Below are 24869 nucleotides of genomic sequence, written 5' to 3' on the forward strand. Positions count from 1 at the left end.
TTTAAAAAACCTTTATCTTTACGATAAAGGTTTTTTTGTTTTGTAGATATATCCAGATCGTAGGTAGCAGGGATTAGTTAGCAGATGGTAGATGTTAGGCAGCTGTTCAACGGGATGAACTTATAAATAATGAGTAATGAGCCAATTATTTGGATCTTTTTCTTTCCTTCCAGCTCCCAGCCTCCGGCTTCCGAATTCCTCCATCAATTCTTTATACCTGGTAGTAGTCTTTACCTTCAATACTGTTCTTTATCCCTCAGCATTGTCACTCCGTAGGAGTCTAAACAGAGTTCTTCTTCATTAAAATGCTTCGACCCAGTTCAGCATGACACTGCTAATACTGAGTGCTAAAAAAACTTGCACATTATCCCTGTCATCTTACATCCTTTAAACCTCTCATACATAAACCTTGATTCCTAGGGAATGACACAATGGGAATAAAAGTGTATTTTCACATTTACAACTCTGAGCCCTAATCTCAATAACTCGAATCCCGTTACCCCGGAAATTAAGCGCTCTATCATTTTAAGCTCATATATCGCTTATTGTAGCTGAAAGTTAATTCAGGTATATAAACGAGATTTAATCCCTCAGAATTTACCTTATTTTAAGTCAAAAGAAATAAAAAACCGCTTCTCTAAAGAAACGGTTCTTATTGGTTACATTTTGATGGTAATCTTACATATCACTGTTGGTGTCCGGGCATTTGAAATCATCGCTGCAGGTTGCACAAACAATGGTTCCATTGCAATAATACATGCAGAAATCTGTTTCTGGAAGGTTAGCTCCTCCTGCAATGTTTTTTAATTGGTCTTTTTTTAGTTTTTTTAGATTTTTCATATTGTTTTAATTGAAAATTTGTAAGTAAAGTAAAAATAGTTAAAATATTTTTTATTAATAATGTTTATTGAGTTAAAAATAAAAAATTAATATAATAAACAGTTTTGAGAGTTATATGATCAATGATTTTTATCTAAATATTTGACTGCTAATAAAATAAATGCTATTTTTAAGCTAGCGTTATCCGAAAAGCTTATAGAGTAGGAAAAATTAAAACTATAACTATGAAAAATCTAAAAAAACTTTCAAGAGACGACAAGAGAAGCATTGTTGCTGGAATAAACTCCCCAGCCTATTGTTTTGAAGGAGGTGGACCGGGAGAAGGAGGTTGTTCTGCAGGAGAAATTTGCTCTGGCGGGAAATGTGTTCCTTACGAAAATCCAGGTGGAGGAGGAAACCCTGGTGGGGGTGGAGATACTTATACGTGCATCTGCCCATGGGGAACTTTTACACAACCTACCCCATGTCCGGAATTTTATTGTATAACAGGATAGGATAAAATGGTATTCATTAATTAACTCTCATAATAGTTAGTAATAGAAAATTATTGATTTTATTTAGTAAATATTGCTAATTTAGGCAAGCGTTATCCGAAAAGCTTTCAGAGTAGGAAAAACTAAAACTATAACTATGAAAAATTTAAAAAAAATTGAGAGAAAGGAATTGAAAAGTATTTCAGGAGGAATTGATAAGTGTTACGATCTGAGGGATTCTCCTGATGATCCTTGTCAGGAATTGAATGATCAAAATAATGGTTGTTACAGAATGAATAGCTGCACAATGCTATGTACACGCGTTTCCTGTTTAACTGGAATGTAATATAGTAAAAACGGCTGCCTCAAATAGAGGCAGCCGTTTCTTTTTTATTTTTTAATCAATCCCAGTTCGATCAATCTTTCATGCAGGAATTCTCCGGCAGTAGTATCTTCGTATAATTTTGGATTGTTTTCATCTATACAGTTTTCAAGCGCATTTAAAGACATTGCACTGATAGGATGCATAAAGAAAGGAATTGAATATCTTGAAGTACTCCACATTTCTCTTGGTGGGTTTACCACTCTGTGGATGGTAGATTTCAATTTGTTGTTGGTATGTCTTGAAAGCATATCTCCAACGTTGATCATTAGCTCATCTGGTTCTGCAATGGCATCAATCCATTCTCCGTTGTGGTTTTGAACCTGAAGACCCTTCCCCTGTGCTCCCATTAAAAGAGTGATAAGGTTGATGTCTCCGTGAGCTGCTGCTCTTACCGCATCATCTGGCTCCTCAGTGATTGGAGGGTAGTGAATAGGTCTTAAAATAGAATTTCCTTCTGCGATTTTGTCATCAAAATAAAATTCATCTAAACCAAGGTGTAATGCTAAGGCTCTTAACACATACTGTCCTGTTTTCTCAAGCATTTGGAATGCTTCTTTACCAACTTCGTTGAACTTTGGAAGTTCATCAACGATTACGTTGTCCGGATACTCAGTTCTGTATTTTGAATCATCAGACAGATACTGTCCAAAATGCCAAAATTCTTTTAAGTCTCCTTTTTTGAAACCTTTAGCAGTTTCTTTACCGAATCCTACATAACCTCTCTGGCCACCAATTCCTGGAATCTCATACTTTTGTTTCGTTTCCACTGGTTGTTCAAAAAAGTTTTTCACCTCTCCATACAAATCATCCACTAGGTTGTCATCAAGAAAGTGGCCTTTTAAGGCTACAAAACCAATTTCTTCATAAGCTTTTCCGATTTCATTTACAAATTTCTGTTTGCGTTCCGGGTTGCCCGAAAGGAAATCACGCAGGTCTACACTAGGTATTTTATCCATTTTTAGAAATTTACGAACAGCAAAATTACATTTTTTTTAAATTAAATGATTTTAAAATCATTATTTATAAGTTAAATTTGCTGTATGAAAAAATATTCTTCTAAGAGAAGTATCCAAATACTTGCACATCTTCTTCAGCAGTACGGAATTGCAGATATCGTAATTTCTCCGGGGTCAAGAAATGCTCCTTTGGCCATCCATTTTTCAGAGGTAGATAGTTTCAACTGTTACAGCATTGTAGATGAAAGAAGTGCTGCTTTCGTGGCAATGGGAATGGCAAAAAGTGAGAAAAAACCAGCAGCGATTACCTGTACGAGCGGATCAGCGGTAGTTAATTATTATCCGGCGATTACCGAAGCTTTCTATCAGAATGTTCCCCTTTTGGTACTGACAGCAGACCGACCGACTGATTTCGTGGATATATTTGATGGACAGACGATAAGGCAGAAGGATGTTTTTCATCAGCATTCCTATGGTGATTTCCAGCTTTTGGAAGACAGTAAGGAGAATGCAGAAGATATTAATTTTGATATTATTAAAAAAGCTATTGAACTTTGTTTTGAAAAACAAGGTCCGGTACATATTAATATTCCTTTAGAAGAACCTTTATATGAACTGGTGTCAGAGCTTCCTACTTTTCCAACGGTAGAAAAGACAATCAAGCATAAAGAGTATGAAATTCCATCTAATCTTATTGCAGAATGGCATACTTCACAGAGAATAATGCTGTTGGTGGGAACAAGAGATTACAGTCCGGAACTGGAAAACCAATTGACTCAATTGGTAAAGAACCATTCTGTGGTAGTATTGAGCGAAGCCAATTCAAATTTACACCATGAGAAGTTTTTCAAACATATAGACCGTTATATTTTCAATTTTACGGAAGAGGATTATAAAACATATGCTCCTGACCTGTTGATTACAGTAGGACAGAATGTGGTTTCCAAAAAGGTAAAGCAATTCCTGAGAAGTGCACGTCCGAAACAGCACTGGCATCTTGATGAAGTATGGCAGCCCGATACTTATTTCTCACTGACAGAAAAGATAGAGGTGAAACCTGAGGTTTTCTTCTCAAAACTATTGAAATTTATTAATCTGGAGCCTAGACCTTATTTTAATCTTTGGGATGTTTTAAGGGATAAAAAAGATGCTAAACACGAGCAGTTTTTAAATACAATTGATTTTTCAGATTTTTATTTCTTCAATAAAGCATCACAGACGATTCCTGAAAATTATAATATTCACATCAGTAATTCATCTGGGATCAGATATGCTCAGTTATTTGATTTCGGAAAGAGAAAAATGTATTGTAACAGAGGAACAAGTGGTATTGATGGATCTACTTCTACAGCAATGGGATTTGCCATTAAAAATGAAAATCCAACTTTACTGATCACAGGAGACCTGAGTTTCTTCTATGATATCAATGGTCTTTGGAACCAATATATTCCACCATTTGTAAGAATTATGATCTTCAATAATGGTGAAGGAAATATCTTTAAAATCATTCCGGGACCTGGAAATGCCAACCCGAATACATTAGACGAATTTATTGCTACAAAACACCGCAAGAATGCCGAATCTCTGGCGAAACATTTCGGATTCTCCTATATCAGAGTAGAGGATGAGCTTACCCTGGACAGAGTTCTTGAGAATTTCTTCAAACCTGATGCACAGCCAAAAATCCTGGAAGTAAATACTCACGGGAAGAATAGTGCAGATGTACTGAAGTCGTATTTTGAGTTTATGAAATAGATTTAAAGATCAAGATATTCTTCATTCCCCGGCAGATTGATAATTCTGTCGATAGGATAGATAAACATATCATCAAAATCATTCAACGCATTAATGATCTGGAAATGGGTGAATTGCTTTATATTCTGTAAAGTAATCTCCGTTTCTTTGATCTTTTTTTGCTTTAAAAGATGCTGTCTTTGTACTCCGTTCAACAGATAAGTAGAAGGTGTAAACCAATCTTTTCCTTTCAAAAACAAAAGGTTAGAGAAAGAAGTATCGGTGATATGATTGTTTTTAACAATGATAATTTCTTCAGCTTTCGCCTTAGCTTTCATTTTATCCAGTTCTTTACGATCCTCAAATTTGAAAGAATAATCGAAGCTGTTATTTTCTACCAGTTTGAAATCCTGTATTTCCGGGATTGCATAAGGAATCATCTGTGTTCTGATCTTTTTGTCAAGGTCATAAGCAATTCTTAACTTGAAAAGCCCATCCTCATCATGCTGTAGATTTTTATAGATTTTGGCCAGATCAATAGAGTCTTCTTTCCCGAAATGGGAAAATGTTTGATTGACACGTTTCTGATGTAGATCCAATAGAAAAACCTCCTGATCTTCTACTTTAATGCTTTCAATGAATTGGGACATAGATTTTATTTTTCATTTCCTGATACTCGTCTTCTAATTTACTCATGTGCGTTATACCGCCTCCGCTTTTGAAATAAAGTTGGTCTTCTTCTTTTTCTATAAAGCGTATCATTACACAACTGTCTACATTCTGGCCGTCAAACCAGCCGCAAACTCCCGTGTAATATCCTCTGTCATATCCTTCCGCATCCAGAATTATTTCCAGTGTTTTAGGTTTGGGAGCTCCTAAAATAGAGCCCGCAGGAAGAAGTTTCTGCATAATGCTTCCTACTTTTCCCTCATATTCAGGTTTTATCATTCCTGAAATTTCAGAACTCATTGCATATAGATCCTTTTGTTGGGTTTTGATAAAGTCAATATGCTGGAACTGGTCCACCTTTACTTCATCAGCTACCATACTCAGATCATTCCGGAGAAGATCTACCACGGTGTAATGTTCTGCCTTCTCCTTTCTGTCATTCTTCAGAATTTCTGCTGCATTTTCAATAGATGCATCAATTGTTCCTTTCATAGGATAGGTGAAAATTTTTCCGTCGATGATCTTTACAAAAGTTTCAGGAGAAAAAAATACAAAAAAATCTTTATAAAAAACTTTGTACTTAGCATTTGAGTGGTAAAAAATTTCTTCTAAGGTTAAATTGGTCTCTATCTTCGTTTTTCTAGTATAATTTACTAAGTAAGAGTTTCCCAAACGAATATTTTTCTGAACCTTATCAAAGCCAATCTGAAAGCTCTCCAAGGTTTCAGGAAAGGATTTCCAGACTACTTTTTTGTCCAGTTTATGGGTCTCTTTGGTGTTTGAAAACTCTTGAAAATCAATAATTAAACCTTCTTTTTCAATTTCATGCTTCTGATAGATTTCAACATTCTCCGAAAGAAAGTCGATGACGAAAAAATAGGGAACCTTCTGAAGAGAAAGTTCGTCCATTTCCATAAATTTTTGATGATTCACTGAAAACATTCTGCAAAAATACTTATTGATGTTTACTTTTGCATAAATTTTTTTATGATGCAGAATAAATATCCTCAGAAACCGGGAATAGATTTTATATTGAAGCAGGCATTTTTTTATTGGAATAAAACACTCGTTTTTCAGTTGATGTTTTCCATTGTCTTTTTTGGAATATTGCTTACCGGAGTGATGCTTTTCGGAGAGAAGTATGATATTTTTTCTTACAATAAAGAATTGCAGGAAGCCTTTATGCAAGGCACTCAGGTTTATCTGAAGAAAATGGAGCAAATAACAGCTACCGAAAATTATCAGATGTTTACATTGGCAATCTGGGGAACGACAGCATTTCTGTACCCCTTGAATCTTGGAATGTTCCAGATCTTCCGTAAGCTTGATCTTAAAGAGAATATTGTGATAGGAGATTTGTTTGCAGGGTACAACGGACTTAACTTTTTTAAGTATGTGGGATATTTTCTTTTCTGGTTCTTTATATATAGATTTACCATTCCTACCGTTGTATTGGCAGTAATTTGGGTTGCTGTAACCATCTTTGTTGCTCCATTGATGTTCTTTACCAATAAAAGAATTTTTGAAGCCATTTCCCTGAATTTTAAAGCTCTTAAAATGTATTTTGTTGAAATCATGGTGTGTGTGATCGTTGCTTTTCTATTTAAGTACTTAGGTTTTGCTTTGTTTCTGATAGGTGGACTTTTCACTTTTCCTTTTTGGAATGCTATGATTTATTCACTTTATAAAACTGTCTTTTCGGAGAAAAGTTAAAATTCATTCGTGTTTAATGTGATGTTTTACTAAAAAAAAGTAAATTTGGTAAAATCATTAAATATTTAAACTATGTCTGAATTTAACGAATTTGATCAGCAAGGCTCAGTACCTAATAGAGATACGGGATCGATTATTTCTCATGCTTTTGAAATGTACAAAGGCGTTTTCGGCTACGGAATTGTAGCTATGATTATTTATCTAATTGGAGGGTCTGTTATTCAGATGCTTACGGGGTTTGATTCTGCTTCTATGGTAGAAGAGATGAAATCTTCAGGAGGCGATTTTAATTATTGGAGTGCTCCGGGACTTCCTTTATATATGGGGGCTTCCAGCCTTTTTGGTCTTTTATTATCTCCTTTGTATGTAGGATTGATCTACATGGTAAATAAATACAATACCAAAAGCCCGATTGAATTTTCTGATCTTTTTATCGGATACCGCCAGAATTTTGTAAACATTTTGATTTATAGTCTTCTTGCCTGGATTATTTCCTCAATTGCTCTGGCATTGTGCGTTTTACCTATCATTTTTGTATATCCTTTCCTTTTAATTGGATACCCGATTCTGTTATTTGAAAATGCTTCAGCTACAGAAGCTTTATCAAAGTCTTTCAACATTGCTAAAGAAAACTATGGAACTTTCTTATTGACAGGATTTTTAGGATTTTTGATTTCTATTGCAGGGGTTATTCTTTGCGGAATAGGGATTATCCTGACAGCTCCGTTTATTATGATTGTAATGTACTCAACCTATTGTGCTTTCTTAGGAAAACCAAGACAAATTATGTACAGTAAATAAAATAAAAATACATGATGAATAAGGACAAACAAATAAGCAGTGTTGCGATAAAGCAGATGTCGTTGCTGGCCATCATTCTGGTATTGGCTGGATTGATCTGTTTTAATCTGGCATTGTTTATTCCTTCGGTGTTGGGAGCAATTACCATTTATGTAGTCTGCAGGAAGTATAATTTTTATCTGCAGGAAGAGAAAAAATGGAAACCATCACTCGCTGCCTTTGCATTAATGTTTGCAAGTCTTATTGTTCTTATTCTTCCGATCTATTTTATTGCTGATCTGATTATTGATAAACTGGGAAATGCACAGGCTTATATGGCCAAGTTCAATATCTTCCTGGATAAAATCCATTCTTATATTTTCTCGAAAACAGGATTTGATATTCTGAGTAAAGAAAATATGGCCAAGCTGAAAGATAATGTAGGAAAAGTTTCTACTTCTGCTGTCAGTGGTACATTCAATACCCTTACGGTAGTGATGTCTATGTATTTTATTCTCTATTTTATGCTGGAAAGACCAAGGCTTTTTGAAAAGATCCTTACTTCTTCAGCACCGTTGAAGAGATCCAACATTTCTTTGATAGGTGATAAAATGAGAAAACTGATCATGGCCAATGCTATCGGGATTCCGGTTGTAGCTATAGGACAGGGGATCGTTGCCCTTATTGGTTACCTGATATTTGGGGCGCCGGGAGCAGCACTGCTTTTTGCACTAACCGCTGCAGCTTCTGTGATTCCTGTAGTAGGAACAGCTATTATATATGTTCCGGTGTGTATCTTTATGATTGCAGAAGGCAATACCGGGCAAGGGCTGGGCTTAGCAATTTATTGTGTGGTCGTGGTAGGTCTTACGGATAACCTGCTTCGTTTTACCCTTTTAAAGAAACTGGAAAATATTCACCCATTGAATACGGTCTTCGGAATCATCATGGGAATGAATCTTTTTGGCTTTATGGGACTTATTTTCGGGCCTATTCTGATCTCATTGACCCTTCTTCTGGTTCAGGTATACAGAAATGAATTTTCGGATGAAGAAACCCCTCCGGATCTTGAACTACCCGGTCAGGATGATATTAAAGAAAAATTAATTTAATTATATAAAAGTGGAAGGACTTAATCCCGAAATATTAAAAGAAATCTGTGTAATGAAAATGCCTTTCGGTAAGTATGAAGGAACGGTTCTGGTAGATCTTCCGATCAGCTATCTTGAATGGTTTAATAAAAACGGAATGCCAAAAGGAAAACTGGGAATGCAGCTTTCAACAGTTTATGAGATCAAATTAAACGGACTCATGGATCTTTTGATTCCCATCAGAGCAGCGGTAAGAAATGGATTGTAAAAATTAAAATATACCCATTTTAGTATATAATTTCGGCGGCATCGAAGATGCCGCCGAAACTATTTTATCATTAATCCTTTTAAGCTTTCAAAGCTGCAATTTCATCTCTCAGCTTGGCTGCTTTAATAAAGTCAAGATTTTTTGCTGCAGATTCCATTTCTTTCTGTTTCTGAGCAATCATTTTCTCAATATCTTCACTGGCATAAGTCGCTTTTGTTTCAGCAACTTTCTGAAGGATTTCTTTTTGTGTATACTTTTCATCAGGGAAGTCTTTGCTTCTTCCCACAAGATTTTCAGAAATCTTTTTATTTAAAGCTGTTGGCTTCAGACCATGCTGATCATTGTACTGCATTTGTTTAGCACGGCGGTATTCGGTTTCATCCAGAGTGGCCTGCATGGATTTTGTAATCTTATCAGCGTACATGATCGCTTTTCCGTTCACGTTTCTTGCGGCACGTCCCACAGTTTGTATCATTGATCTTCTGCTTCTCAGCATTCCTTCTTTATCAGCATCCAGAATGGCAACTAATGAAACTTCAGGTAAATCCAATCCTTCTCTCAATAAGTTCACTCCAATCAGTACATCAAAAAGTCCTAAACGAAGATCCTGCATGATCTGAATACGTTCCAGGGTTTCAACATCCGAGTGAATATATCTTGTTCTGATTCCGAATTTAGTGAAGTACTTGGTAAGTTCTTCAGCCATTTTCTTTGTTAAAGTAGTTACCAGAACCCTTTCATCGGCATCAGATCTTTTCTGGATTTCTTCCATTAAGTCATCAATTTGATTTAATGATGGTCTTACCTCGATAATCGGGTCAAGAAGTCCCGTCGGACGGATAATCTGCTCAATATAAGCACCTCCGGTTTTTTCCAGCTCATAATCTGCAGGCGTTGCAGAAACATAAATAACCTGATTCTGAATGGCTTCAAATTCCTCAAACTTTAAAGGTCTGTTGTCCATCGCTGCCGGAAGTCTGAAACCGTATTCCACCAATGCTTCTTTTCTGCTTCGGTCTCCGCCGTACATGGCATGAACTTGAGGAACGGTAACGTGACTCTCGTCAATAACCATTAAAAAATCTTTAGGGAAATAATCAATCAGGCAGAAAGGTCTTGTTCCCGGAAGACGGCCGTCAAGGTATCTCGAATAGTTCTCAATTCCTGAGCAATAGCCGAGTTCTTTAATCATTTCAAGATCCAGTTCAGTTCTTTCCTGAAGTCGTTTTGCTTCTAATGGCTTCCCAACGGAGCTAAAGAAATCCACCTGTTTTACCATATCATCCTGAATATCTTTAATCGCTCCATTTAAAGTCTCCTTTGATGTTACGAAAAGATTGGCAGGATAAATCTGTATCTGATCAAAATTATCCTCTACATTTCCTGTTACCGGGTCAAAACTCTGAATTTTTTCAATTTCATCTCCAAAAAACTGAATTCTGATTGCATTATCCGTGTAAGCAGGGAAAACATCAATCACATCTCCTTTCACACGGAACGTTCCTCTTTGAAACTCATTGAGAGTTCTGGCATACAACGCATTAACTAATGAATGGAGAAGTGCTGTTCTCGTCACTTTCTCACCAATGGCAATAGAAATTAAAGATTTATGAAATTCCGTAGGGTTTCCGATACCGTAAATACATGAAACAGAAGCAACGATCAAAACGTCTCTCCTCCCTGATAGAAGACTGGCGGTTGCAGAAAGACGTAATTTTTCAACTTCTTCATTAATACTCAGGTCTTTTTCAATATAAGTTCCCGTTGTAGCAATATAAGCCTCGGGTTGGTAGTAATCATAGTAGCTGACAAAATATTCTACAGCATTTTCCGGGAAAAACTCTTTAAACTCCATAAAGAGCTGGGCGGCAAGAGTCTTATTGTGTGCTAATACTAACGTTGGACGTTGTACTTTTTGTATAACATTCGCAACAGTAAAGGTTTTTCCGGAACCTGTTACCCCTAAAAGCGTTTGATATTTCTCACCGATCTCTATTCCTTCAGTAAGTTTTTCAATAGCTTGAGGCTGGTCTCCGGTAGGTTTATATTCTGATTGAAGCTTAAAATCCATAGAAAAGAATGTATACAACAAAAATACGAAAGAAATTATTAGGCCGTATAATGTTTTGAAGGTGAATATTTTGATAATAAAATTTTAACTTATCACTCTTTTGGTTTTGATTTTTTACCGATACCTGAAAAACAATTGAAAAATAAAAAAGCGCTAATTATTAGCGCTTTTGTTATTATGGTCGTGTAAAAGTCATCGTTGCCGGGACCTTTAGTACCGAAGCAATGGCTTTTCCGTCTTTCATTGCAGGGATCCATACTGTTTCGTTACTGATCTCGGTGACGGTTTTCAGAAGTTCCCGGTTCAGGATTTCATTTTCCCCTGAAGTGGTTACCTGAGTTGTTTTTCCTGTCTCATTAATATGAATATAGGCGGTAGATGTTATAGGACCTTTGTAGTCTCCTAAATTACTCACATCCACATTTTTACTTATTTTGATTTTTAAATCTTTAGGTCCTCCTGGATATTGTGCAGGAAATTCATCAGTATTTTGTTGGGTATTGATAGCTGTATCAGTGTTTTCATCTTTGTTGTTTTCGCTTGTGCTATATACCCTTGGAACTATTGTATCTGAAACTTTTTTTAATCCCTGTCTTTTAAAACCCATTATAACAGATGATTTTCCTTCTTCTTTGGCCTTTTCAAAATAAGAATGAGTCATTAAGCTGACCTGATAAGGTTGTGGATTTTTTGTTGTTCTGGCATTTTGAGAAACTTTGCTGATATAAATATTTGAAAAATCGTCTTTATTGTAATTTTTCAAATCGCTGTTTTCTATTTTTTTTGAATCAATCCAAACTGCATAGCTTTTTTTGTCTGAAAATGAATTCAGTTCGTTTTCTGTTGGAATTCTTTTTTTCAGCTCAGGCATAGAAAAGAACGTGATTTTCTGCTCATTTTTCTGATGTTTATTAAGCAATGGATACAGTTCACCAAGCCTTTTTCTATCACTTTCGGTAACCTTCTTTGAAAACTCGGGATAATTTTCCTGCTTCAGGAGATCTGCATACTTTGCTAATATGTCTTTGAATTCCTGATAAGGGTCCTGACCCGCTATTTGGGCAGGGATCTCTGCTATTCTTTCAGAAACAAGAATATGAGAAGAATTACCCGCATATGTTCTTTCTGAAAATAATGCAACTGCTGCAATCAAAACGGTGATTCCCGCTGTTTTCTTTAACATACTAAATTTTGATTTTTTTGTATTCATCATAACAAATCTTTTTTTGGTGTTATTAAAATTAAATGAATGAGTCAAAGGAGGATTTTGGTGGCTGAGAATTTCTTCAAGAATAAGATGCTGATATTCTTTCATGTTATAATTACTTTTCATCACTGCCTCATCAGCCAAAAATTCATGATTGGTTATGACTGCTTTCTTATACAGAAAAAGAATAGGATTGAACCAGGTGAAAATCTTTAAAATATCCAGAAACAATAGATCTGCACTGTGTTTCTGTTCAATATGAGTCTTTTCGTGAAGAAAAATTCTTGGATCTATTGTATGATTATTCATATAGCTTTCTCCCATATAAATGGTGTTCCAGAAACTAAAAGGAGAAAGGTTTTCTTTTGTTAATACCACATTGTGATGCTGATACTTATGCTTTTCTCCCGAGATTCTTTTTACAGCAAGAATGGAGAAAATACTTTTTAGCAACAGAAAAAGTGAAATCATAATGTAAATTCCCCAAAACACATTTTCCCAGTTAAAACTTTCCTGCTGCTGCGGGATAACAACCAGTTGCTGTGCCGTTTCTTCCATGATCAGTTGAGGGGTTTTCCCGATATTCTCGCTTGGAAGGGTAATGGTAATAAACGGAATTGTATAAGAAAGCAATAATGAGCTTAATAAATACAGCCGATTGAAATTGTGCATTCTTTCTTTTTCCAGAAACAGATAATAAACGGTAATGAAAATAGAAGAACATAGAATTATTTTCAGAATAATAGCAGTCATATCTATTCTTTTATCTGTTCATCAATAATGTCGCGAAGTTCTTTCAGCTCTTTTTGGCTAAGTTTAGTATTGGAAGTAAAAAATGATGCAAATTGTGTCACAGAGCTGTTGAAAAAACGGTCAATCATGGAAGTCATTTCTTCCTTGAAATATTCCCCTTTTTCTACCTTTGGATAGTATTCGCGGGAATTTCCATAGAGCTTATAGCCTATCAGTTCTTTGTTCTGCATTCTTTTAAGCAAGGTTGCAATAGTTGTTGCAGCAGGCTTTGGTTCCGGATAGGCCTCCAGAATATCCTTCATGAAAACGGTTTTCTTTTCCCAAAGAATTTCCATAAGGACTTTTTCAGAATCAGTTAGTTTAATCTCTTTCATTCTACAAGTTTGTAATTTGTTCTACAAATGTAGAATAAAAATTGGTTTATGCAAATTTTATTGGCATTATTTTTCCATTCGATTTATAAAACCTAATCATAATAATATGAAAATCAATCAATTTTATATTCCTGTAGTAAGCCTTTTTCTTTTTTTATCCTCTTGCAAAGAGAATCAAGCAAATGCTCAGAAGACAGGAAATGACGGAAGTGTGGAAACGGAAAATCCTAATTCTGATTATAAACCGGCATTTAAAGGGCAGACAAGAATTAAAGCTGTAAAGACAACCACAGCCTATAATGTAGAAATATTGAATAAAGATTTAGGAAGGCCATGGGGAATAATCAATTTACCTGACGGAAAATTTCTCATCACAGATAAAAAAGGATACATGAATGTCGTTTCAACAGATGGAAAACAGGTTTCAAAAATTGAAGGCTTTCCAAAAGTAGATTCAAAAGGACAGGGCGGAATGCTGGATGTTGCTCTTGATCCTGATTTTAAAACCAACAATATGATTTACTTCAGTTTTTCGGAACCATTTGGAAAAGGAAATTTAACATCTGTAGCGAAAGGTAAACTATCTGCGGATCTTAAAAATATTTCAGAAGTAAAAGTTATTTTCCGCGCTGAACCTTCTTATGACGGTGATAAACACTATGGAAGCCGTCTGGCTTTTGATAAAGATGGAAATTTATTTGTCAGTACGGGAGAGAGATCAGACAAAGTTACCCGCGTATATGCGCAGAAAACAGATAATTATCTTGGAAAAATTTTAAAGATTACCAAAGATGGTAAACCTGCTCCGGGAAATCCTTTTATTGGAAAATCCGGCTATAAACCGGAAATCTACGCTTACGGAATCCGAAATCCGCAAGGAATGGCTATTGATCCTAACGGTAATCTTTGGGATGTGGAAATGGGGCCAAGAGGTGGTGATGAAATCAATCTGATTCAACCGGGAAAAAATTACGGCTGGGGAGATGTAACTTATGGTATTGAATATTCAGGGGATAAAGTAGGACAGGGAATTACCCAAAAAGAAGGAACCGAACAACCTGTCTATTATTGGGATCCTGTGATTTCACCAAGTGGAATTACTTTCTATACCGGAAATATTGAGGAATGGAAAGGAAATCTTATTATCGGATGTCTGAGTGGGGAGCATATTAACAGAATTGTGATGAAAGATAATAAAGTAGTCGGTGAAGAACGTCTTCTTACAGATCAGAAAGAACGTTTCCGTGATGTATTAAACGGAATGGATGGAAATCTGTATGCAGTAACAGACAGCGGTAAGCTTTATAAAATTTCAAAAAAATAGGAAAAAACTGTATCAAAATGTCATTCTGAACGAAATGAAATGTAGTGAAGAATCTTATGTTATTGGTTTATAAATGAGATTCTTCCTTCATCAGAATGACAAAGGTGAAATTATTAACCTTTGATACAGTTTCTTTTTATTCTCTTAAAACTTAAAATTAAGTCTGGCGAAAACCTGTCTTCCGGCAAATCCCATCTGTACAGGATCAAAAATACCTCCGGCTTCCGTATTTCCGTCGGATACATGAGTGGTCTGTAGAGTAGGATATCTGTTGAACAGGTTTTTACTTCCTAAAGTCAGATTCAGGTTCTTGCAGAATTCATAGCCGAAAGAAAGATCGGTGGTTACTTTTGGATTATATACCTGTTCTGAGTCGTCATAGCCAATCAGGGTTACCTTATCAAACCTTACCATCTGCAGATTTACATTGAATTTGTTGAGTCTGTAATTAAGGTTTAAATTCACTTTTGTTTTCGGAGCAGAAGCAAGAATAAATGCTTTTTCTCTTGCACTCAGGTAAATATCTTCTTTCCCTGCCAGTTGTTCTGAGGTATTCACTTTTGTGATTTCCATATCATTATAGTTTCCTGCTAATGTAGCGGTCAGTTTTCCTGAACCGATATTTTCAGTATAGCTTAAGATCACATCAACGCCTTTTGTTTTGGTATCAATGGCATTGGAGAAGAACTGTACCTGGTCAATAAATGGATTTTCTGCCTGAACCTCTGCCGGCAAGTCTGCTTGTGCAAAATATCCGGTAAGAACGATTCTGTCTTTAACACGGATGTAATAACCATCTACGGTTGCTGTAAATTTTCCTGTATTGAAAGTAAACCCTGCGCTACCGTTCACTGAAGTTTCCTGCTTCAGTTGAGGAATTCCCAGACTGCTTGCAATTTTGCTGTCATTAGATGCCAGCTGGATAGTAACTAATTGACCGCCCTGGAAGTTGGTAAACTGCTGGCTGTAGTATTTCTGAGCCAGAGAAGGAGCTCTGAACCCCGTAGAAACAGATCCTCGGAAAGCAAACTGTGGCGTGATAGCATATCTTGTCGCAAACTTACCATTTAAAGTACTTCCAAAATCATTATAATTTTCAAACCTTCCGGCAATGCTTATCATCCAGTTTTTGGTAACATCCAATTCAGTATCTACATAGGCTGCGAAGTTGTTTCTGCTCTTTCCTGTATCTGAAGAATAGCCTGGAAAACCTTGTGAGCCACCTGGCCTTACATTGCCACTTGAAGGATTCGTAACCAATAAGTTTTGAGGTGTGCTTGGAGTCACAAGATTTCCATTGACATCATACATGGCGTAAGAGGCTTCTTCACCTTTGATGATATCAAATTTTTCATACCTGAATTCAGATCCGAAAGCAACGTTAAGCCCTTCCAGTACTTTGAACTGCTTCACAGCATTAAACCCAGTTGTATTCTGTAGCAGAGAATGTCCTCCTGCATTAAAGCTTGTAGGAGATTTGACTCCTAAAGTGGCATTAATAGTATTGTCTATCTGATAAGTGAATCTGTTGTTCCCAAAAGCATTATAAAAATCTACATCCCAGTCTGCAACTTTGAACTTTAATCCGTTGTCAAACGTGAAATCCGTAATGCTGGTATTTTCAATCGGGTTAAATCCTGTCGGGTAAACTTCAGGGATATTACCGTCTGCATCAGGGGTTCTGGTCCATGCATAAGCCTTAGTATTTCTATGTGAAAAACCTTGGCGGGAATAAAACTTCAGACCATCAGATAATGGCACTTCGATATTTCCGAAAAAGTAAATGTTCTGAGCTTTTGCATCCCCGAAACGCTGTCTGGGAGAGGTATAAACATCCGGATTTGCATTTCGTATGGCGTAATCTTTATTCACAAACTCTACGGTGAAATTTCCGAAACCGCCTTTTGATCCTATTTTAGTCCCTAAATTTCCATTGAAATCAAAGGTGTTTCCATCCACTTTATGGTCTGATACAACATCATTATTACCTGGACTTTTGAAAAGATTCATACCTGTGAATAGATTTCCTTCAAAACCTTTGTCTCTGTCATTCAAAATAACATTGATAACTCCTGCGATAGCATCCGATCCGTATTGGGCTGATGCTCCGTCACGAAGAACTTCCACTCTTTTTATAGCGCCAATCGGGATCGTATTCATGTCATATCCCGTATTTCCTCTTCCTTTGGTTCCAAAAAGGTTAATCAGTGAAGATTGATGGTATCTTTTTCCATTTAACAAAAGTAAGGTCTGATCAGGGCCAAGACCTCTTAAAGTAGCGGGATCTACAGCATCAGCACCGTCGGATCCTGATTGTTTATTGGAGTTGAAAGAAGGTGCAGAAAATTGTAAAAGTTGGTTGATTTCCACTTGTCCTGTTGACTGGCTTACCTGTTTAATGTCAATGATATCGATGGGAACGGGCGTGTTTACCACTGTTCTTTTCTTGTTTCGGCTCCCGGTAATGGCAACTTCGTCAATTTTTGATTCTTTCAAAGTATCTTTTACCTGCTGGGCATAGGAGAAGGCAGAAACTCCAAGGAAAATAATGCTGATGTATTTTATTTTCATATTAATAATTTTAAGTGATGATTCAATCAAAATTATCAATATTTATTTTTAAATCAATACGAAAATAAAATATTTAGTATGGATATCTTAATTTCGTATTGATTTGTAATAAATTCGGAAAAATAATAATCTATTATTTGAATTTAATTAAAATTTTTAATGTTAAAAGCTGGTAATGATTCTGTTAATTCCTTCTTCTAAAATTTCCTGGGATGTAGAAAAGCAAATTCTGATATGTCCTTCAGCTCCTTTTCCGAACCATCTTTCTGATCCCGGAACAATGGCGACTTTCCCCTGAGTTAAGACATGCTGGGCAAATTCATCACTTGTCATTCCGTTTTTAATCTTTGGAAACAGTACAAAAGTTGCCTCCGGGAGATTAGGGGTTACAATTTCTGAATGGCTTAATAATCTGAAAGCAAGATCTCTGTTACTCTGTAAGTGACTCAAAAATTCTTTGTACCATGGTTTTGCTTTCTCCAGTGCTACACTTCCGGCAATCTGAGACAGCGTAGAAACTCCTTCTATGGTGGAGTTGAAATTAGATTTTTCTGTGAAATCTTCAAGGATATCCTGATCATTGCAGAGTACAGCTCCAATTCTCAATCCTGCTATTCCAAATGATTTTGAAAACCCATACACGGTAAAGCTCTTTCTCTTTGCCTTCTCTGAAACGGAAGAATACGTATGAAAGTCTTTATGATCATAAATAATATCACTCCAGATTTCATCACTCATTACCCAAAGATCATGAGCAGATGCAATTTCTGCTATTTTTACTAATACTTCTTTAGAATAAACTTTTCCGAGCGGATTGTGAGGATTGCATATGCTGATAAGTTTAGTCCTGGGATTGATTAAAGAAACCAGTTTTTCAAAATCAATTTCTCCTGTTGCAGTATCTACAGGGCAAAGCATTACTTTACCACCTGTAGTTTCGACTGATTTTTTGAAAAGAAAATCTACAGGATCCAGAATAATGGCTTCATCCCCGGGATTGAGAACGTAGGATGCTATAAGGAACATTCCCTGAGCAGCACTGTTGACAGCCAAAACATTCTCCGGTGAGAAACTTCCATGTTTTTCCAGGTTAAAATGATCTGCAACGCTTTTCTTAAACTCCGGAAGTCCGGAAAACGGGCCATAGCTGAGGTAACCGTCTTTCAGGTATTCAATAATTCCCTGTTCTATTTCAGGTGCTGTTCTGAAGTCAGGATCAGCTGCCGTAAGAGGAATAATTCCTTCTTCGAGCGTAGCCCATCTTCCGTTATACGCCTTTCTTTTCAGGGCTTCAAAATTGATATCGTTATTGGTGAACATCATTATTTATAAGATATGGGTAAAATATTTTCGGTTTGTTGGTTGAGTGGAAGCAGAAACTGATTGAGCAATATCCTTCCGTTGTTGATATGAACCTCAATTTCAGGCTTTCTCTTGGCTTCATATTTACTGAAAGCGATCTGTATATTTTGTTCTTTAACTAAATATTTCGTTAATAAAAAAGAATCTTTCAATGCAGAAGTAACTCCCTGGCTGGTAAATGGAATCAGTGGATGTGCTGCATCACCTATGAATACTATGTTCTCTTGATAAAATGGATTAAGCTTTTCAAGTTCATAGACATTCCATAAATGTACATTTTTATAATCTGATTTTCGGATGATTTCCGGGACTAAAGGGTGCCAGTTTTCAAAAACTTCAATCATATATTTTCTTAAGTTCTCCACAGAACATTCATTGATCATATATTTTTGGTTATCAAACTGTGAATACCAGAGAACGGTATCTTCAGAAAGTTTAAGAATCCCGAAAGTAAGGCCTCCGTCTTCATGGTGAAACTTCATAAAATCATTTTCAATAGAATTGGCAATTTCTTTGTTTTGAATGATATTCACAACTTCACTTTCTCTTACTGCTCTCATTATTCCATCTTTAAAAAGATGTTTTCTGATCCTGCTTCTGGAACCGTCGGAGATGACAGCAAGGTCAGCATCAACATCAGTCCCATCGGAAAGTTTCAGTTTTCCGTCTTGTAAATCATCAATAATGATGGTTTCTTCGTAGGTTATCTTTTCCGGAGCAATGTTTTGTGCTAATAAACTGATCAATGAGTGTCTTGAAATGGCGAAAACATGATCAAGTTCCTTTTCAGCCAATACATTTCCGGTGTGAGAATACTTTGTGTATTTTTTTAAAAAGTTTCCATACTTAAGAAGCATTTCTGGGTCAATAATCTGGTAAAGATAATCCATTCCTTCCTGTGGAATGAGAAAACCGTGGCCTGCCAGATCTTCTTTTTTTCTTCTTTCGTAAATGTGGTAGTCGATCTTGTGCTTTTCTAAGTAATTCGCCATGCTCAAGCCAGAAATACCGGCGCCCACGACAGCAATTTTCTTCATTTTCGGAATAAAGTGTTTTTCAGGTTGGTTTTTTAAGTATTTTTTTAATCTCCCTTAGGTAAATGCAAAATTAAAATTAAAAACCTTCACTATTTCAAAAAATAAGTCAATTTGATTTTGATTTCATGAAAAATAAAACGAAAAGTATAAGATATACTGTGTAATAAAAATATATGATTGATTTATGTGTGTTTGTAAAAGGAGTTTGTTTGTAATATCTTAATGGTTTTTAATGGGTTAAGTGATCGTTTCTTTTGAGAACGTAAAGAATCAGATTGTTTTTTTGCTTAACAGACTTTGAGTTTCAGGGCATAAAAAAACCGGAAAAAATTCCGGTTTTATGATTAAGCTTTTTCAAGCTGAACAGTAAAGTGTCTTAAGATTTCCGGTTCCCAGGTAATCTTGTATCCTTTTGCTATTTCTTCACGTCTTTCGTATACGTTTTTGATAGCAGCAGCAATATAATCCATGTGGTTGTTGGTATAAGTCCTTCTAGGAATTGCCAGACGTACCAGTTCTAACTTCGGATAACGGTTTTCTCTTGTAGCAGGATCTCTATCTGCCAGTAAAGTCCCGATTTCTACAGTTCTGATCCCTGCTTCTTTATAAATTTCAAGCCCTAATGTCTGCGCCGGATATTCTTCACGGGAAACATTCGGAAGGAAGTTCAAAGAATCGATGAATACAGCGTGTCCTCCGATTGGCTTCTGAACAGGAATTCCATATTCAATCAGTTTATTTCCAAGATATTCAACCTGAGAAATTCTACTTTCAAGGTAAGCGAACTCAGTAGCTTCGTCAAGACCTACGGCCAATGCAGCCATATCTCTTCCTGCCATTCCTCCATAGGTAATGAACCCTTCGTAGATAATGGTGAAGTTAGAGGCTTTTCTGAAAACTTCTTCGTTATTCAAAGCAATGAACCCTCCGATGTTCACTAAACCATCTTTTTTGGAACTCATTGTCATTCCGTCTCCGTAAGAGAAAATCTCTTTACAGATCTCTTTAATGCTTCTGTTTTCCTGTCCTGCTTCTCTTTTTTTGATGAAGTAAGCATTCTCTGCAAATCTTGCTGAGTCAAAGAATACAGGGATTCCGTATTGATCAGAAAGTGCTTTTACAGCTTTCATGTTTTCCAAAGAAACGGGTTGTCCTCCGGAAGAGTTGCAAGTAATGGTAATTAAACAGAAAGGAATATTTTCTTTTGGATGACTTTTGTAAACTTCTTCCAGTTTTTCAAGGTTGATATTTCCTTTGAATGGGTGAAGATCATTAATATCAAAAGCTTCGTCTATCGTACAGTCAATTGCATGTGCTTTTCTGATTTCGATATGCCCTTTTGTCGTATCAAAATGCGAGTTCCCCGGAACTACGTCACCTTCTTTTACCAATACTGAGAAAAGAACGTTTTCAGCAGCTCTTCCCTGGTGCGTTGGTAATAAATATTTGAATCCTGTGATTTTTTCAACAGTCTTCTGTAACTGCTCAAAAGAACGGGATCCAGCATAGCTTTCGTCTCCGGTCATCAAAGCAGACCATTGTCTGTCAGACATTGCTCCTGTTCCTGAATCGGTAAGCAGGTCAATATAAACATGTGAAGATCTTAGGTTGAAAAGGTTATAATTAGCTTCTTTAAGCCATTGCTCTCTTTCTTCTCTGGTGGACTGATAGATTTCTTCCACCATTTTAATGCGGAAAGGTTCCGCGTACGGTAAATTCATGAGTTAAATTATGTTTTAAATTGTTTGTAAAGAAAATGTGCTTGAAAATAATTTTTCAAAATTCATCAATGTATAGATAAGTCGGAAAAAGGGATTATTCCGGAGCCTTAAATATATTTTCATCAGAATGGAATCCGGCTACACCGCCGCTCACTGCAAACTTCATGGCAGAAGCTGCTGTCATTCCCACTACAGGTTTGATGTTTTTTTCTTCAGTAACAATTACCCAGCCCGAGATGGCGTACGAGTGGGGAAGGTATACCGCAACGTAATTATGCTTGTCAACGTCCGACATTTCTTTTTGAGTTAAAAAACCGATTCTCCAGATTTCCGGATTTTCATTGGTTTTTACCCATACAGGATCGTTGAATTTTTTCTTGTCGCCTACGAATGAAGACATGACATCTTTCGTAGGAGTGTAAATGTGTTTTACTCCCGGAGTTTTCTCCAGTAAGCTGTCCATGGTATCGAAAAAGAATCTTCCGACCACGAATTTATTTCCTAAATATCCTAAAATAGCTGTAAACAAAATAATAGATACGAATACAAGCCCGGGAATCTGCTTGGCCAAAGAAGGGACAAGGTTGTCAATCGCACTTACAATATACCAGATTACAAAAATGGTAAGCCCGATAGGACCAATAATAACCAGTCCCTGGAAAAAGTTTTTCAGGAACATATTGGCGATATTTTCAAAGCTTGGCTTCTTCAAGGTGTATTCTTTACTATTCTTATTTTAACCGTGGATGGTTTCTTTATTTCCGTAGGATTTAATAATATTGGCTTCATATTCCAGCCATTCTTCCCAACGTTTGTTTACTTTTTCCGGATCTCCGAGCTGTCTTGCAAATCCGATGAAAGTAGTATAATGATTGGCTTCAGAAATCATCAGTTCTTTGTAGAAAACCTTAAGCTCTTCGTCTTTGATGTTTTCTGTAAGAACTTTGAACCTTTCACAGCTTCTGGCTTCTATCATAGCAGCAAAAAGCATTTTGTCTACGATGAGGTCTTCTCTGCTTCCCTGTACAATAAATTTTGCCAGTTCATTCACGTAATCATCTTTTCTTGCTCTTCCAAAAGTGAAGCCTCTTTTTTTGATGATCTCATGTACCTGATTGAAGTGATCAAGTTCCTCTTGTGCAATGGCAAGAAGTTCTGTCACAATCTCAGGATATTCCGGAAGCATCGTAATCAGGCCTATGGCATTGGTTGCTGCTTTTTGCTCGCACCAGGCATGATCCGTTAAAATTTCTCCAATGTTTCCTTCTGCAATATTTGCCCACCTTGGATCGGTAGGTAGTTTCAACTTAAACATGTTGTAAAATTTTTGTAAATTTAAACAAATTGAGGTAAGAAATGTGACTTTATTTCAATTTGATCTTTAAAGTCTTAAGATGCGGTCTTTTTTCTTAAGAATTCCAGAATGTTCCAACCAGAGGTATCTACTTTTTTCAATCCTGCAGAAATAATGAAAGCTAAAATGATATTAATCCCATAAATAATGACCATCAAAAGCCACCATGGCATATTTTCTTTTAACGGAACGACCAGAAAATAGACAAGTGAAGAGCTGATTCCCTGCGCAAAGTAGAAGAAAATAGCATTCTTTCCGATATGGGTAATGAAGTTTTCTTTTGTGATTTTCAGTCGGTTGTAAAGAACGAATAAGGTCACCAGAGAAAATAATGCCCAAATGATATAAGGAATTTTTGGGGGGAATTTATTTTTATTGATTTTATAAAAGATGTCTCCTCCGTAGTACCAGAACATCCATACAAGAGCTGCTCCTACAAGTCCATACAATACAGGTATTGCTTTGGTAGGGATCTTTTTTCCACGCATTGTGTGGCCGATTAAAAATACAGCAAGATAAAATGCAACATATCCCACCTGCCCCGTTGGATAATATTCCGGGAAGATGTTGAATAATAAGGTTAAAGCAATACAAAGTCCAATGAACCAATTGATATGTTTTGGGAAAAATCTTAGGATGAGCACTCCGAAAACCGTGAGTATATAATACACTTTAAGATACCAGAAACTTCCCATCACTACCGGAAAAGTATCAGCATTGGTGTACTGGTGAAGATACCAGTTTCCCAGGTTTTCCCATTGAGGATATGTTGAAATGCTGGTTGTAGAATATTTTGAGCCAAATGTAGAGTAAAAGCTCTGGAGCCATTCCATAGAAAAAAAGCTGAGCCCAAAGACTTTAAAGAAGTAATCTAAAAAGAACAGGAAGGTCACAAAAATCATATAGGTAATCTGGAGTTTCAGAAGACGGTATAATGTTTTTTCAATATTGGCTCCTGAAGTAATCCCGCTCAGTGCGTAAAAGAGTGCCACATCAAAAACCAAAGAGAAAACTCTTACTTCTGCGGGAATATAAAACTGTCCAGACCAGAAAGCGGTATGGATAAATATGATGGAAAGTGTTGCCAGTCCTTTGGCGAAATCAATGTAGAGATCTCTGTTCATTATAGTTACTTGGGTGTTCTTTTTTGTTGTTTCAAAAATACAAAGAAATTGATTGGGTAAAATATAAAAGCTTTTAAAAACAAAAAAGGGGCGGAACATACTGCCCGCCTCCTTTCTTAAATATGCTAAAAATGAATGTTCTTGTTTATTGAAGATGTTTAAATTCTTCTGCAGAAATTTCTCCCGACTGAATTTTTCTAAGCTCATCTATATATTGACTCATGTATGCGTCAATTTCAGGATTTACAGTGTTCTTAGCCATCTTGTAAGTACCATTTAATACTCCCTGATAATAATAGAAGAAGTTGTAATCGAAATTGGATGCATTAAGATCGTATTGTCCTAAAAGGAATCCTAAACGAACTGCAGATCTTCTCTGTGCAGGAGTTCCGTGATGGTTTACATTGGTTGTTTGGTAATCTCCAATGCTTTGTGCAAATTCATAAGCCGCTGCAATTTCCGGGAAGCTGGTTTTATTGTACCCGTTAGGTCTTCTTAAATAGTATCCAGCAAAGCCATCTGCTTCAAGTTCGTTCGGTCTGTACGTTGATTCTGATACCGAAGGAAGGTTGAAGATGTACTGCAGTTGATGTCCATACTCGTGAGCTAGGATCATCGCGTTTACAATGTCGCCGCCTTTTGATTTTGCATCATAATAGATCGCATATCCGTAATAGATCTTTCCTGTAGAATAGGAAATCGCATTATACGTTGAATTGAAATTGGATGGATCGTTCACGAAACGAAGCGTAGGATTGCTTCTTCCCCACATACTTGCAATTTTAGTCATTTGTGCATTCATAAAATTGGTGTCTGTGGAATTTTGAAGTCCTGTTAGTAAAACTGAGTTGGAGCTCCAGTTGTTGTCTACATAAGAACAGATTTTTTCAAGATCCCCAGGCTGATCAATTTTTGCACTTAGTGCTTCTTGCTGAGGTTGAACATTGTTGTCCATTTGGTCATCACTACATGCTGTTAATGAAGTAACAGCAATGGCACCTGCTAGTAAGCAGAGATTAAAGTTTCTTTTCATATATAAATTCAATTTGGTAAAACGAAGGT

Annotated in this window: 23 protein-coding genes; 8 read left to right on the forward strand and 15 right to left on the reverse strand. The window is 36.4% G+C overall.

Going from position 1 to position 24869, the window contains the following annotated elements; genetic code table 11:
- Nucleotides 1-678 precede the first annotated feature (678 nt).
- On the reverse strand, nucleotides 679-840 hold the full coding sequence (locus tag ACMA47_RS14605) for a bacteriocin-like protein (protein ID WP_185103632.1): 162 nt from the start codon (nucleotides 838-840) through the stop codon (nucleotides 679-681).
- Nucleotides 841-1064: 224 nt separating this feature from the next.
- Between ACMA47_RS14605 and ACMA47_RS14610 the strand changes: the two genes are divergently transcribed.
- Both ACMA47_RS14610 and ACMA47_RS14615 read left to right on the forward strand, forming a co-directional pair.
- A complete protein-coding gene (locus ACMA47_RS14610; protein ID WP_413930349.1) occupies nucleotides 1065-1334 on the forward strand; it encodes a bacteriocin-like protein in 270 nt (89 codons plus the stop codon).
- A 136-nt stretch (nucleotides 1335-1470) separates the two neighbouring features.
- On the forward strand, nucleotides 1471-1659 hold the full coding sequence (locus tag ACMA47_RS14615; RefSeq protein WP_413930350.1) for a bacteriocin-like protein: 189 nt from the start codon (nucleotides 1471-1473) through the stop codon (nucleotides 1657-1659).
- Between the two features lie 44 nt (nucleotides 1660-1703).
- On the opposite strand, the gene ACMA47_RS14620 is transcribed toward ACMA47_RS14615, so the two are convergent.
- Nucleotides 1704-2654, reverse strand: coding sequence for an isopenicillin N synthase family dioxygenase (locus ACMA47_RS14620; protein ID WP_413930351.1), 951 nt, complete (start codon nucleotides 2652-2654; stop codon nucleotides 1704-1706).
- An 84-nt stretch (nucleotides 2655-2738) separates the two neighbouring features.
- Between ACMA47_RS14620 and menD the strand changes: the two genes are divergently transcribed.
- Complete coding sequence (menD, locus tag ACMA47_RS14625; protein ID WP_413930352.1) at nucleotides 2739-4409, forward strand: 2-succinyl-5-enolpyruvyl-6-hydroxy-3-cyclohexene-1-carboxylic-acid synthase; 1671 nt, start codon at nucleotides 2739-2741, stop codon at nucleotides 4407-4409.
- Between the two features lie 2 nt (nucleotides 4410-4411).
- Here menD and ACMA47_RS14630 read toward each other — a convergent pair whose 3' ends face one another.
- Together ACMA47_RS14630 and ACMA47_RS14635 are read right to left on the reverse strand one after the other, a co-directional pair.
- Nucleotides 4412-5038: an aminotransferase class IV gene (locus ACMA47_RS14630; RefSeq protein ID WP_413930353.1), complete on the reverse strand. Its 627-nt coding sequence runs from the start codon at nucleotides 5036-5038 to the stop codon at nucleotides 4412-4414.
- Complete coding sequence (locus ACMA47_RS14635) at nucleotides 5022-5999, reverse strand: aminodeoxychorismate synthase component I (protein ID WP_413930354.1); 978 nt, start codon at nucleotides 5997-5999, stop codon at nucleotides 5022-5024. Before ACMA47_RS14635 ends, ACMA47_RS14630 begins: the two co-directional genes overlap by 17 nt.
- Nucleotides 6000-6044: 45 nt before the next feature.
- Here ACMA47_RS14635 and ACMA47_RS14640 point away from each other — a divergent pair, with 45 nt between their 5' ends.
- From ACMA47_RS14640 to ACMA47_RS14655, 4 genes are all read left to right on the forward strand, one after another.
- On the forward strand, nucleotides 6045-6770 hold the full coding sequence (locus ACMA47_RS14640; protein ID WP_079243568.1) for a hypothetical protein: 726 nt from the start codon (nucleotides 6045-6047) through the stop codon (nucleotides 6768-6770).
- A 72-nt stretch (nucleotides 6771-6842) separates the two neighbouring features.
- Nucleotides 6843-7571: a beta-carotene 15,15'-monooxygenase gene (locus tag ACMA47_RS14645; protein ID WP_413930355.1), complete on the forward strand. Its 729-nt coding sequence runs from the start codon at nucleotides 6843-6845 to the stop codon at nucleotides 7569-7571.
- A gap of 11 nt (nucleotides 7572-7582) precedes the next feature.
- Complete coding sequence (locus ACMA47_RS14650) at nucleotides 7583-8662, forward strand: AI-2E family transporter (RefSeq protein WP_413930356.1); 1080 nt, start codon at nucleotides 7583-7585, stop codon at nucleotides 8660-8662.
- 10 nt (nucleotides 8663-8672) lie between these two features.
- A complete protein-coding gene (locus ACMA47_RS14655; RefSeq protein WP_413930357.1) occupies nucleotides 8673-8909 on the forward strand; it encodes a DUF3820 family protein in 237 nt (78 codons plus the stop codon).
- 79 nt (nucleotides 8910-8988) lie between these two features.
- Here ACMA47_RS14655 and uvrB read toward each other — a convergent pair whose 3' ends face one another.
- The 3 genes from uvrB to ACMA47_RS14670 form a co-directional block, all read right to left on the reverse strand.
- A complete protein-coding gene (gene uvrB, locus ACMA47_RS14660) occupies nucleotides 8989-10980 on the reverse strand; it encodes an excinuclease ABC subunit UvrB (protein WP_413930358.1) in 1992 nt (663 codons plus the stop codon).
- A 175-nt stretch (nucleotides 10981-11155) separates the two neighbouring features.
- Nucleotides 11156-12940, reverse strand: a complete 1785-nt coding sequence (locus ACMA47_RS14665; RefSeq protein WP_413930359.1) for a M56 family metallopeptidase — start codon at nucleotides 12938-12940, stop codon at nucleotides 11156-11158.
- Nucleotides 12941-12942: 2 nt separating this feature from the next.
- Nucleotides 12943-13314, reverse strand: a complete 372-nt coding sequence (locus ACMA47_RS14670; RefSeq protein ID WP_413930360.1) for a BlaI/MecI/CopY family transcriptional regulator — start codon at nucleotides 13312-13314, stop codon at nucleotides 12943-12945.
- Nucleotides 13315-13420: 106 nt separating this feature from the next.
- Here ACMA47_RS14670 and ACMA47_RS14675 point away from each other — a divergent pair, with 106 nt between their 5' ends.
- The gene (locus ACMA47_RS14675) at nucleotides 13421-14638 is read left to right on the forward strand and encodes a PQQ-dependent sugar dehydrogenase (RefSeq protein WP_413930361.1); all 1218 of its coding nucleotides are present in this window, start codon (nucleotides 13421-13423) and stop codon (nucleotides 14636-14638) included.
- 144 nt (nucleotides 14639-14782) lie between these two features.
- On the opposite strand, the gene ACMA47_RS14680 is transcribed toward ACMA47_RS14675, so the two are convergent.
- The 8 genes from ACMA47_RS14680 to ACMA47_RS14715 form a co-directional block, all read right to left on the reverse strand.
- Nucleotides 14783-17209 (reverse strand): TonB-dependent receptor plug domain-containing protein, encoded by a 2427-nt coding sequence (locus ACMA47_RS14680; RefSeq protein WP_413930362.1) that lies wholly within the window; start codon nucleotides 17207-17209, stop codon nucleotides 14783-14785.
- A gap of 162 nt (nucleotides 17210-17371) precedes the next feature.
- Nucleotides 17372-18532: a pyridoxal phosphate-dependent aminotransferase gene (locus tag ACMA47_RS14685; protein ID WP_413930363.1), complete on the reverse strand. Its 1161-nt coding sequence runs from the start codon at nucleotides 18530-18532 to the stop codon at nucleotides 17372-17374.
- Nucleotides 18532-19608, reverse strand: a complete 1077-nt coding sequence (locus ACMA47_RS14690; RefSeq protein ID WP_413930364.1) for an FAD-dependent monooxygenase — start codon at nucleotides 19606-19608, stop codon at nucleotides 18532-18534. The genes ACMA47_RS14685 and ACMA47_RS14690 overlap by 1 nt, the downstream gene beginning before the upstream one ends.
- Before the next feature lie 344 nt (nucleotides 19609-19952).
- Nucleotides 19953-21329, reverse strand: a complete 1377-nt coding sequence (locus tag ACMA47_RS14695) for a tryptophanase (protein ID WP_413930365.1) — start codon at nucleotides 21327-21329, stop codon at nucleotides 19953-19955.
- A gap of 94 nt (nucleotides 21330-21423) precedes the next feature.
- Nucleotides 21424-22041 (reverse strand): DUF502 domain-containing protein, encoded by a 618-nt coding sequence (locus ACMA47_RS14700; protein WP_034692765.1) that lies wholly within the window; start codon nucleotides 22039-22041, stop codon nucleotides 21424-21426.
- A 24-nt stretch (nucleotides 22042-22065) separates the two neighbouring features.
- Nucleotides 22066-22644 carry a tRNA-(ms[2]io[6]A)-hydroxylase gene (locus ACMA47_RS14705; RefSeq protein WP_062676098.1) on the reverse strand — a complete coding sequence of 193 codons (579 nt, stop codon included), beginning with the start codon at nucleotides 22642-22644 and terminating at the stop codon, nucleotides 22066-22068.
- 74 nt (nucleotides 22645-22718) lie between these two features.
- Nucleotides 22719-23807, reverse strand: coding sequence for an acyltransferase family protein (locus ACMA47_RS14710; protein WP_413930366.1), 1089 nt, complete (start codon nucleotides 23805-23807; stop codon nucleotides 22719-22721).
- 145 nt (nucleotides 23808-23952) lie between these two features.
- On the reverse strand, nucleotides 23953-24840 hold the full coding sequence (locus ACMA47_RS14715; RefSeq protein WP_413930367.1) for a metalloprotease: 888 nt from the start codon (nucleotides 24838-24840) through the stop codon (nucleotides 23953-23955).
- Between the last annotated feature and the right edge of the window lie 29 nt (nucleotides 24841-24869).

Origin of the sequence: Chryseobacterium sp. T20 (assembly GCF_047345655.1) — a bacterium.
GTDB lineage: Bacteria > Bacteroidota > Bacteroidia > Flavobacteriales > Weeksellaceae > Chryseobacterium.